Annotated in this window: 11 protein-coding genes; 9 read left to right on the forward strand and 2 right to left on the reverse strand. The window is 65.8% G+C overall.

Annotated elements, in window-relative coordinates:
* From IT350_16845 to IT350_16865, 5 genes are all read left to right on the forward strand, one after another.
* On the forward strand, window positions 1–1,570 hold a 1,570-nt coding region (locus IT350_16845; GenBank protein MCC6159723.1), incomplete at its 5' end, for a hypothetical protein.
* Between the two features lie 64 nt (window positions 1,571–1,634).
* On the forward strand, window positions 1,635–3,368 hold the full coding sequence (locus IT350_16850) for an ATP-binding protein (GenBank protein MCC6159724.1): 1,734 nt from the start codon (window positions 1,635–1,637) through the stop codon (window positions 3,366–3,368).
* Between the two features lies 1 nt (window position 3,369).
* Window positions 3,370–4,728 (forward strand): sigma-54-dependent Fis family transcriptional regulator, encoded by a 1,359-nt coding sequence (locus IT350_16855; protein MCC6159725.1) that lies wholly within the window; start codon window positions 3,370–3,372, stop codon window positions 4,726–4,728.
* A 226-nt stretch (window positions 4,729–4,954) separates the two neighbouring features.
* Window positions 4,955–5,287 carry a hypothetical protein gene (locus tag IT350_16860; GenBank protein MCC6159726.1) on the forward strand — a complete coding sequence of 111 codons (333 nt, stop codon included), beginning with the start codon at window positions 4,955–4,957 and terminating at the stop codon, window positions 5,285–5,287.
* A gap of 36 nt (window positions 5,288–5,323) precedes the next feature.
* Window positions 5,324–6,658 carry a Glu/Leu/Phe/Val dehydrogenase gene (locus IT350_16865; GenBank protein MCC6159727.1) on the forward strand — a complete coding sequence of 445 codons (1,335 nt, stop codon included), beginning with the start codon at window positions 5,324–5,326 and terminating at the stop codon, window positions 6,656–6,658.
* Window positions 6,659–6,736: 78 nt separating this feature from the next.
* On the opposite strand, the gene rpsI is transcribed toward IT350_16865, so the two are convergent.
* Both rpsI and rplM read right to left on the reverse strand, forming a co-directional pair.
* Entirely contained in the window at window positions 6,737–7,213 is a 477-nt protein-coding gene (gene rpsI / locus IT350_16870) for a 30S ribosomal protein S9 (protein MCC6159728.1), read from the reverse strand.
* Between the two features lie 8 nt (window positions 7,214–7,221).
* Window positions 7,222–7,653 carry a 50S ribosomal protein L13 gene (rplM, locus tag IT350_16875; GenBank protein MCC6159729.1) on the reverse strand — a complete coding sequence of 144 codons (432 nt, stop codon included), beginning with the start codon at window positions 7,651–7,653 and terminating at the stop codon, window positions 7,222–7,224.
* Window positions 7,654–8,019: 366 nt separating this feature from the next.
* Here rplM and IT350_16880 point away from each other — a divergent pair, with 366 nt between their 5' ends.
* The 4 genes from IT350_16880 to IT350_16895 form a co-directional block, all read left to right on the forward strand.
* Entirely contained in the window at window positions 8,020–8,622 is a 603-nt protein-coding gene (locus IT350_16880; protein ID MCC6159730.1) for a TetR/AcrR family transcriptional regulator, read from the forward strand.
* Window positions 8,619–9,791, forward strand: a complete 1,173-nt coding sequence (locus tag IT350_16885) for an efflux RND transporter periplasmic adaptor subunit (GenBank protein ID MCC6159731.1) — start codon at window positions 8,619–8,621, stop codon at window positions 9,789–9,791. Before IT350_16880 ends, IT350_16885 begins: the two co-directional genes overlap by 4 nt.
* Window positions 9,788–10,981 (forward strand): ABC transporter permease, encoded by a 1,194-nt coding sequence (locus IT350_16890; GenBank protein ID MCC6159732.1) that lies wholly within the window; start codon window positions 9,788–9,790, stop codon window positions 10,979–10,981. Before IT350_16885 ends, IT350_16890 begins: the two co-directional genes overlap by 4 nt.
* 4 nt (window positions 10,982–10,985) lie before the next feature.
* Window positions 10,986–11,367: ATP-binding cassette domain-containing protein (locus IT350_16895; GenBank protein MCC6159733.1), on the forward strand; the 382-nt coding region annotated here is incomplete at its 3' end.

The raw sequence follows: 11,367 nt of genomic DNA on the forward strand, positions 1-11,367 counted from the left end.
CCCCAACGAACGCGCCAAGACCGCGTTCGGTTTCGGCGAATCGCTCGAGGCCGCGACCGTGCACGCCGGGCAGCTTCTCGCGCGCATGTGCCAGCCGCACGAACTCGAAAACCCGCGTCTGCGCATCGATGTGATCAACACGACCTCCGCCTCCAAGACGGCGCGTTTCGACAAGAACTGGAAGTGGGATTTCGCGCGCGAGGGCCTGATCTTCAACACCGATCCGATGATCCCCGTGCTTCCCGGCGAGCTGCTCGGGTACGAGGCATTCTCCACCGAGGGCAACTACAAGGCCGCGGGAATGAAACGCCTCGTCAAGCAGCGCGTTCTCGGCGACGTGGTGCGCGAAAAGTTTCAGGAGGATCAGGAAGCGACGTTCGTGCAGTTCACGACGCGCAGCATCCTCGACGGCCCGGGCGGCGAGATCGTCCCGCTGCTCGGCGTCAATCGCCACGACATGCCGGTGACGCCCGAAACCGTCCGCGCGGCGATCGACGCCGGCGCGGACTACATCGTGCGCGGCATGGACGCGAAGACGGGGAAATTCGGGTACCGCTACTATCCGCAGCGCGATCTGGAATCGTCGTCGTACAACCCGCTGCGCCACGCGGGCGCGGTGTGGGCGCTGTGGCGCGTCTTCGAACTGACGAAAGCCCCCGCCGTGCAGGGCGCCGCCGACGCGGGCTTGCGCTGGATGCTCGATCAGATGGACGGCCCCACCGAAACCGACCGCGCGGCGGGCGCGGACTTCGTGGCGCTCGTCGATCGCGAGGACGGCGAGGCGAAGACCGGAGCGGCCGGCATCGCGCTGCTTGCCCTCACCACGCACGCCCGCGTGACCGGCGACCGAACGCACCTCGACGTGATGCGCGGTCTGGCGCGGTTCATCCGGTTCAGTGTCGGTCCCGACGGCAAGCTCACGGAGAAGTACTTCTACAAGCCGAAGAAGTCGAAGGATTTCGACTATCCCTACTATCCATCCGAATGCGCCGCGGGATTGCTCGCGCTGAACGCGCTCGATCCCGATCCCGCGATCGTGGACGTCGCGAAAAAACTGCTCGAATACCAGCGCACGGTGCGCGACGCGGGCAAGATGGCCCCCGACATCCAGCAGGACCAGTGGTATATCCTCGCGATCGAGAACCTGCCCGACGCGAAGATCGACGACCCGCTCGTCGCCCACGCGTTTTTCATCGGCGACAGCATGGTCTCGAAGCAGAACACGACCGGCGCGACGATCGACGTCATCGGCGGCCACGCGAAGAATCCGTCGGCCTCGGCCACCGCGTCGCGCTCCGAGGGAACGAGCGCGCTGGCGCGGATCGCGTTGCGCCTGGGCGACGCCGCGCTCGCCGAAAAGTACCGCAAGGCGTCGATTCTGGCGGCGGGGCTGCAACTTCGTTCGCAGTACACGAACGACAACGTGATGTTTTTTCCGACGCCGAAAAAGGCGCTCGGCGGGTTCATGGAGTCGTTCACGAATCCGACGATCCAGATCGACTACGTGCAGCACAACCTGTGCGCCCTCGTCGACACGCTGGGCCTCATGTCCGGCAGCGCGCCGAACTGATCGGCGCGCGCGCTCATCTCGTGTAAGATGCGTCCGCCCGGTCATCGGGCGGCACGGCGAAAGCATGAGCGACGTACCCATCGACGCTACCGGCGAGAACGACGCGCGACCCGACCGCACGTCGACGTTCAAGCATTTCGTCGACCGCGTGCTCGACTGGACGCGCACCGACCTCACGCGCGCCGAATATCTGGACAACGTATGCCGACTGCTCGCGCGGATGCTGCGCTGCGACGTTGTCGAATTGCGCGTGCTCGACCACGGCCAGATCATCCGGGCGCGGCGGTCGGAGTCGCATGCGCGGGCGACGATCGATCTATTCCGCAGCGCGAGGGACGAGCGGGGAAAGAGCCTGGCGGTCATCGACGGCGATATTGAGTTGTTCGCCGATCTCGCGGGCGGTCGCTTCGATCCATCATCGCCGATCTTTACATCGACAGGCGCGCTGCGTCTCGATGCCCGCGCGCACGACGACGCCTGGCTGCCCGATGCCGATCGCGAGCGCCTGCCCACCGGGCCGGACGGCCCGTTTGCCGCCGTGGCCTGGATCCCCATGTCGCTCGACGGCAAACATCTCGGCTTTCTGCACGCCGCGTGGCGCGACGCGCCGGATTCGTTCGCCGCCGCCGTGGAATTCGCCGGCGAGCTCGCGTCCACGTTTGCGCGCTGCCTCGGCCAGCGTCGCGGCGTGGTCGCCCTGCGCGAACGCGTGAAGGAACTCGAGTGTCTCTACGCGATCTCGCGGTTGATCGAGCAGCGCGAGACGACGGCCGACGACATCCTGCGGCAGGTGGCCGATATCCTGCCGCCCGCGTGGCAATATCCCGAGATCGCGACCGCGCGGATCGCGCTCGACGACGCCGTGTTCACGTCGGCCCCATTTGCCGAGGGACCGGGCACACTGCGTTCGGACATCTGGGTCGCGGGGCGAAAGCGCGGCTTCGTCGAAGTCATTTATACGAACGAGCGTCCCGCGCTGGACGAAGGGCCGTTTCTGCGCGAGGAACGGCACCTGCTCGACGTCGTCGCACGCCAGATCGCCCTGGTGGTCGAGGAGCGGCAGGCGCGCGCGGAACGCACCTCGCTGCACGACCAGCTCGCGCATTCCGACCGGCTGGCGACGATCGGGCAGATCGCCGCGGGAATGGCGCACGAGCTCAATCAGCCGCTCGGCAACATCCTCGGATTCGCGCAGCTCGCGCGCAAATCAGTGGATCTTCCGGCCGACGCGGTCGCCGACATCGAGCGGATCGTCAAAGCCGCGCTGCACATGCGCGAGGTGGTGCGCAAGCTCCTCATTTTCGCGCGGAAAGCGCCCATTCACCGCGTGCCCGCGAGCCCGAACGCCGCCGTGGAAGAGGCGCTGTTTTTTCTCGAATGGAGTTGCTCGCGCGAAGGCGTGAGCGTCGTGCGCCGTCTCGCGGACGACCTGCCGAACGTGCTGGGCGATCCCGCGCAGCTTCGGCAGATCGTCGTCAACCTCGTCATGAACGCGGTGCAGGCCATGCCCGGCGGCGGCACGGTCTTTGTGGAAACGCGGCGCGACCGCGACGGCGTCATGCTCGCCGTTCAGGACACCGGCCATGGGATGAGCGACGAAGACCTCGCGCGCGTCTTCGAGCCGTTTTTCACGACCAAGGCCGAAAACGAGGGCACGGGCCTCGGCCTCGCCGTCGTGCAGGGCATCGTGCAGTCGCACGACGGGACGATTCGCGTGGAGAGCCGCGAAGGCGCGGGGACGCGGTTCGAGATTCACCTGCCCACCGAGCGGCGATCGAAACGACGAAACGGAACCTGACATGTCCAAGACGGCGAGCGAATCGACGATCCTGGTGGTGGATGACGCGCCCGACACGTTGGAGGTGATCGAGCGCAACCTGCGCGCGAACGGCTACCGCGTCCTGGCCTGCGCGCGCGTCGCCGACGCGCTCGACGTGCTCGACCGCGAACCCGTCGATCTCGTCGTCACCGATTGGAAAATGCCCGGCGCATCGGGACTCGATCTCGTCCGTCACATCCGCGAGAACCGCGAAGACACCGAGGTCATGATGATCACGGGCTACGCGTCGATCGAGGGCGCGGTGAAAGCGGTCAAACTCGGCGCGGGGGAGTATCTCGCCAAGCCCTTCACCGACGACGAGCTGCTGGGCGCGGTGGCACGGCTCCTCGACAAGCTGAGCTTGCGCCGAGCGGGCCGCGTCGAGGCCGCGACGCTCAAACACCTGCGTCATGGGCTGCTCGGCGATTCCGCCGCGATCCGGCGGGTGCTGGCCGATGTCGCGAAGTCGGCGACTTCGAACGCCACGGCGCTGATTGCCGGCGAGAGCGGAACGGGCAAGGAGCTCGTCGCCCGCGCGATCCACTACAACAGCGCGCGCTCGTCCGGGCCCTTCGCGCCGGTCAACTGCGCGAGCATCCCCGAAGGGCTGCTCGAAAGCGAGCTGTTCGGCCACGTCAAGGGCGCGTTCACCGGCGCCATCGAGTCGCGCGCGGGCTTCTTCCAGACCGCGGACGGCGGAACGATCTTCCTCGACGAAATCAGCGAGATCTCCGTCGCCATGCAGGTGAAACTCCTGCGCGTCCTTCAGGAGAAAGAGGTCTGCATGGTCGGCTCGACGCGCCCCCGGCGCATCGACGCACGTATCCTGGCCTCGACCAACAAGGATCTCTCGGCCCTCGTGAAGCAGGGTGCGTTTCGCGAAGACCTGTACTTTCGCGTCAACGTCCTCACGATCGTGGTGCCGCCGCTGCGTGAACGCGGGGACGACATTCTGATCCTCGCCCGGCATTTCGTGGAAAAATTCGCTCGCGAACTGGGGCGAAACACCCCGGATTTTGAAGATACAGCGCTGGAAGCCCTGAAAGCCTACGACTGGCCGGGCAACGTGCGCGAACTCGAGAACATCGTTCAGCGCGTCGTGGTCATGTCCGACCACGAACGCATCGGCGCGGCGGACCTGCCCGAGATGATGCGCTTTTCCGTCGAACGCCCCCCGGGACCGCTGATGACGCTGGCCGAAAACGAGGAACGGCACATCCGCTCCGTGCTGACCGCGGTCGGCGGCAACAAGACGCGCGCCGCGCAAATCCTGGGAATCGACCGCAAGACGCTTCGAGAAAAAACCAAGCGATTTGGTCTTTCGGAAGCGCCGGAATGATGGGGTAAAACGCCCCTATGGGGCGAAATGCCCCGCCTTTTTGACTTAGGCGTGGCGGGTTGGCGAGCATCCGGCCGTCCCGTCACGCCGCATAACTATTTGAATTTACAGTATTAATTTCATGTGACGGCCCGGGCGATGCGATTCGCCCCACGTTGGCACCGCGATTGCGTATACGTTGGACCGGAATGAACCTCGGAATTACCCGAGTCCAACGGAGTCGATCATGGTGACCAGCCCAAAAGCGTTTGACCCCGCGTTGTCGATGGAGAACGCGTTCACCCCGGAACCGGTCGCGAGCGCGAACCTCGGCCTTTGCGCCAACTGCCGGCATCAGGCGACCTGCATGAACCGGGGTCGCGCGAACGGCCCCGTGCTGTTTTGCGAGGATCACGAGACCGACTTCGTGCTGCGCGCGATCTCGGACACGCCCATCTTCACGCACGTCGAACTCAAGCCGACCGCCCGAACCGGGCTGTGCGTCAATTGCGATTTTCGCGACACCTGCACCCATCCGGTCGCCGAAGGCGGCGTGTGGCGATGCGAGGACTACCGGTAGGCGACGCCTTTCGCGCGAAATCGCCAGGAGACCATCATGGTTCACAATGCCATCCCGACATCGACGCCGGTCGCACGGCTGCGCACCGCGCCCGCCGCCCAGAAACACCTCGGCGACGCGCCCCGGCTCTTCGACAACGTCATTCACCAGTTCAACAAGGCTGCGGACGTCATGGGGCTCGACCCCAACATCCGCAAGATCCTGGAAACGACGACCAACGAAATCGTGTTCCACTTCCCCGTGAAGATGGACGACGGCAAGGTCGAGGTCTTCACCGGCTACCGCGTGCAGCACAACAACGCGCTCGGGCCGTACAAGGGCGGGCTGCGTTTCCATCCTTCGGTGAGCCTCGACGAGGTGCGCGCGCTGGCCGCGTGGATGACTTGGAAGTGCGCGATCGCACGCATCCCCTTCGGCGGCGCGAAGGGCGGCATCCAGATCGAGCCCGAACGCTACAGCCGCTCGGAGCTGGAGCGCATCACGCGGCGCTTCACGTACGCGCTCGGCAGTTCCATCGGCCCCGAGTACGACATCCCCGCGCCCGACGTGAACACCAACGCGCAGATCATGGCGTGGATTCTCGACACCTACGAAACGACGATCCCGCCGCAGGAACGCGCCCGCAGCTCGCACGTGGTGACGGGCAAGCCGGTCGAGTCCGGCGGGAGCCTCGGCCGCGAGAAGGCCACGGCGCAGGGGCTCGTGTTCCTCGTGGAGCAATGGGCGAAGGACAAAGGCGTCGATCTCGCCCGCACCACGCACTTCATCCAGGGATTCGGCAACGTCGGCTCGTGGTCGGCGCGGCTGATGAAGCCGCTGGGCTCGCGGCTCGTGGCGGCCGAGGACGCGACGGGCGCGATCGCGAATCCGCTCGGGATCGACGTGGACGCGCTGCTCGCGCATGCCCGCGAACACGGCGGCGTGGCGGGTTTCGCCGGCGCGCAGGCGGTGGACCATCGCACCTTCATGGCGACGCGCGCCGACATCTTCATCCCGGCGGCGCTGGAAAATCAGATCACGGCGCGCACGGCGGACCGGCTGCGCGTGCGTCTCGTGGCCGAGGGCGCGAACGGCCCGACGGACCCGGACGGCGACGAGATTTTGCGCGAGCGCGGCATCGACGTGCTGCCCGACATCCTGTGCAACGCGGGCGGCGTGATCGTCAGCTACTTCGAGTGGCTGCAAAACAAGCGCAGCGAGGCGTGGGAGCTCGACGAGGTGGACGCAAAGCTGCACAAGAAGATCGTCGCGGCGTACGAGCGCGTCCGCGAGACGGCGGCGCGCCACGCCACCGACCCGCGCACGGCGGCGCAGATCGTGGCGCTCGAGCATTTGCAGAACGTCTACCGGGAGCGCGGCATCTTCCCGTGATGGCCGCGGCACGTCGCGCGCCAATGAAAAACGCCGCTCCGGAGGGGAGCGGCGTTCGATTTCGGATCGAAATTCTGTTTAGCGCTTGCTGAACTGGAAGCGCTTGCGGGCGCCCGCCTGTCCGGACTTCTTGCGCTCGACCTCGCGGGCGTCGCGGGTCAGGAAACCGGCCTTCTTGAGAATCGGCCGCAGGTCCTTGTTGAACTCGCACAGCGCGCGCGAAATGGCGTGGCGAATCGCGCCCGCCTGTCCGGTGAGGCCGCCGCCCGCCACGTTGGCGTGCACGTCCACGACCGCTCCCGCGCCGGTGAGTTCGAGCGGCTGACGCAGGACGATCGAGTTGATCTCCCGCGACATGTACTGATCGATGGGCTGCTTGTTGATGAAGATGTCGCCCTTGCCGCGAACGAGATAGACGCGCGCGACCGAGGTCTTGCGTCGTCCGGTGGCCTGGAACTTCTTGCCCTCGGGCGGCGGCAGGAGCTGCACGCGGCCGGGCGCCTCGGGGGCGGCGGGGGGCCTGACTTCGGTGACGGTTTCCGGCGTGTCGTTCATGTCGATCCTCAGAGCGCGCGGGTGACCGGCTGCTGAGCCGAATGCGGATGCTCGGCGCCGGAGTAGATCTTGAGTTTCTTGAGCAGGTTCTTGCCGAGATCGGTCTTGGGCAGCATGCCGCGCACCGCCTGACGCAGGATCTCCTCGGGCTTGCGCGCCAGCAGGTCCTTGGCCGTCTCGCTCTTGAGGTGGCCGAGGTAGCCCGAGTGGCGGTAGTAGGTCTTCTGGTCGAGCTTGTTGCCGGTCAGCTTGACCTTGGCCGCGTTGATCGCGACGACGAACTCGCCGCAGTCCACGTGCGGCGTGAATTCGGGCTTGGTCTTGCCCCGGAGCAGATCGGCGATTGTGGTGGCGGCACGGCCCAGAACCTGACCGTCGAGGTCGATCAGGACCCAATTCCGCTCCACTTCGCCGGGTTTGGCGCTGTACGTCTTCAACATGGTCGTTACCCTTGACGGGAAAAATCACGCGCTGCGGGCAAGTCGGCCCGTAACAGGCCGCTCGATATAGGCAATTTCCCCACCGCTGTCAAGCGCGATTCGGCCCCGCCAACTCCCCGATTCTCCGAATTCGCGCCTGTAGCGCGTGAACCCTCATCACGCGGCGCGGAAGTCCCTGCGGCACGCGCCCGCTAGAATTCAGAACCCGTTCGGCGAGCGGTGTGTTCGCGTCGCGGCGATGGCAGTGTCCGTTGACGGACGGGTGCGCGACCTGTTTCGGACGAAGAAATTCGGTGGGCAAAGAGGGACGCTTGACAAGGGGCGACGGCAAACGCATAATCTAGCAAGTACTTGCTAGGAGATCTGATGACCAGTCGAAGGCCCGCGGCGGTAAGACGAAGGGAGATCGCGGATGCGGCCATCAAGCTCATCGGCGAGCGGGGTTTGCGCGAATTCACGGCGGCCCGATTGGCCAGCGAGGTCGGGATCACGGACGGAACCATCTTTGGTCACTTCAAGGACATGAGTGAAGTCGCCGTTGCCGCATTCGAGCGGATTCAGGAGCGGTTGATCGATTCGATGAATCTGGCCGTCGAGAATCCGGTCGAGCGGCTCCGGGAGTTCGTTCTCGGTCGAATCCGGCTGGCCTTGGCGGAACCGGAGACGCTGACGCTCCTGTTTTCCGACCATCTTGCGCTGGCCATGGGAGTGGAAGGGCCATCGCGAATCTCCGCGCTCAGAAACCGGGGACGAGCCTACATCGCGTCGTGTATCCGCGAGGCCGCGCGCCAGGACCTCATTCGCGCGGACGTTGATGTCGAGGCCGCAGTATTGGTCATTACCGGAGTAGCCATCGGATTTTTGTTCGCTGGAAAGGACGGAGCGCTTTCGCCGGATTCGCACGATATCGAGGAGCGCGCATGGCGGTCCGTGCTGCGTTCGCTCGGCGGCAAGGAGGACTTTTCATGATTCCCGCCAGGAGAACGCTATTGGTCGCCGGGGGATTCGCTCTGTTCCTGGGCGCATTCGTCTGGATGATTACGACGCACGGCCCGCTGGCCCCCGTCGGCGTTCAGACCGCGACGGTCGAGATCGCGGACGTGAAGCCCGTGGCCTTCGGCATCGGCACCGTGGAGGCGCGCCTGGATTACACGATCGGACCCGTTTCGCCGGCGAGGGTTCTGCGCGTCCTGGTGGACCAGGGCGACGTGGTCAAATCGGGGCAACTGCTGGCCGAGATGGACCCGATCGACCTGGATCGACGGGTGCAGTCCGCTCGAAGCGCGAGGGCGGGAGCCCGTCAGGCGGTTGCGGCGGCGGATGCCCAGGTTGCCGACGTCGAAAGCCGCGCGAAGCTGGCCCGAACGAATCAGGCGAGAAATCAGGCGCTGTACCAACAGCAGGTCATTCCACTCAGTGAACTCGACACGAGCAACAGCGAACTCGAAAGCGCGGAAGCCGCGTTGGCGGCGGCGCGGGCGAAAGCCGCCGTCGCGAAGCAGGACATCGAACGGATCGACGCGGACATGCATGCCGTCTCGAATCAGCGCGACAGTCTCAGGCTCGTGAGCCCCGCGGACGGCGTGATCGTGTCGCGGGACGCGGAACCGGGCACGACGGTCGTCGCCGGACAGTCCGTCCTGCGTCTCGTCGTGCCGGAAAGCCTGTGGGTTCGGGTGCGCATCGACCAGTCGAGCGCCCGCGACGTCCAGGTCGGCCAGCCCGCCCGCATTACGTTGCGTTCTTCGCCCGACGAGTCGATGGCGGGCCGCGTAGCCCGTATCGAAATGCGGAGCGATCCGGTCACCGAGGAACGCCTGGTGGACGTGACATTCGACACGCCGCCCGATCGTCTCTACATCGGCGAGCTGGCGGAAGTCTCGATCCAATTGCCCGCCGAAATCGGCGTGCCGGCGGTGCCCGGTGCGTCCATTGTCCGAAACGCCGGTCGAAGCGGAGTCTGGCGGGCGATCGGGGGCCGCGCGCAATTCCATCCGGTAGAATTCGGAATCCGCGGGGAAGACGGTTTGGCGCGCGTTCGGTCGGGACTGAACGCGGGAGATCCGGTCGTGGTCTACAGCTCGGCGCAGCTGCACGAGGGTGTCCGCGTGCGTGAGCGGAAGGCCGGGCGGCCATGATCAACCTGGCGCGCCGCGACATCGCCAATCACCTGGGACGCTACATCTTCACCGGGATGGGCCTCGGTCTGCTCATCGGCGTGACTCTGACGATGGCGGGGGTCTACCGGGGAATGGTCGATGACGCGCAGGTGCTGCTGCGCGCGGTCGGGACGGATATCTGGGTCGTGCAAAAAGACACGCTCGGACCTTTCGCGGAGCCGTCCAGCATCCCGGACGACGCCTACCGCGGCATCGAGGGGCTTCCGGGTGTCGCGCAGACCGGCAGCGTCGCCTTTCTCACGATGCAGGTCGGCCATGCGAACGGAGGCATTCGGGTCATGGTCGCGGGATATGCTCCGGGACAGATGGGGGGGCCCGCGTTTCTCGTTGCCGGGCGTCCCATCGGCCGGTCGCACTACGAAGCGGTCGCCGACGTGAAGACGCGATTCGAGGTGGGGGACCGCATCAAAATCCGGCGCAACGAGTACGAGGTCGTCGGACTGACGCGCCGGATGGTGTCGTCCAACGGCGATCCGATGGTCTTCATCCCTCTCAAGGATGCCCAGGAAGCGCAGTTTCTCAAGGACAACGATGCGATCGCCAACGACCGTATGCGGCTCGCGGCCAATCCCGCCGTGAATCGCCCCGGCCAGCCCGGCGTCCTGGGCGCGGTCGATGCGATCCAGACGTCCAGTCGCAGGGTCAACGCCGTGCTGGTGCGTGTCGCGGAAGGCCATGACGGGCGCGAGGTCGCCGAACGGATCAGGCGATGGAAGCATTTGACCGCTTACACGAACGCGCAAATGGAGGAGATCCTGGTGGCGAAACTGATCGCCACCGCCGCCCGGCAGATCGCGCTGTTTCTCGTCATCCTTGCCATCGTGAGCGCGGCGATCGTCGCATTCATCATCTATACGATGACGCTCGGGAAAATGAGGGAGATCGCCGTCCTGAAGCTCATCGGCACCCGGGACCGCACCGTGGCGGCGATGATCCTGCAAGAAGCCCTGGGCCTGGGTACGATCGGCTTTTTCGTCGGCAAATTCGCCGCGACCCTGTGGGCGCCGGTCTTCCCGAAATACGTCCTGCTCGAGACGAACGACGCGCTGCGAGCCCTCGTGCTCACGCTGGCGATCTGCGCGCTGGCGTCGATTCTGGCGATCCGCGCCGCGCTGCGCGTCGATCCGGCGGAAGCGATTGGAGGATGAGCGCATGAATTCGGCGGCCCCCGCGATTCTCATCGAGAATCTCACGAAACGATACGGATCCGGAAACGCGGCGGTCGACGCGCTCAAGGGTGTGGACATGACGATCGACCCCGGCGAGGTCGTGGGTCTGATCGGCCCTTCCGGGTCGGGAAAAACGACCCTGCTGAAGTGCCTGGGCGCCGTCATCGAGCCCACGTCCGGGCGCTTCACCCTCGCCGGCGAGGTGGTGTACGACAACGGGTGGAAGAGGGCGGACCTGCGGGAACTGCGTCGCGATCGGATCGGATTTATCTTTCAGGCGCCGTATCTCATCCCGTTTCTCGATGCGACCGACAACGTGGCCCTGCTGCCGATGCTGGCCGGCGATGCGAACGCAACGGCCCGGG

The organism is Deltaproteobacteria bacterium (genome assembly GCA_020845895.1).
GTDB lineage: Bacteria > Lernaellota > Lernaellaia > JACKCT01 > JACKCT01 > JADLEX01.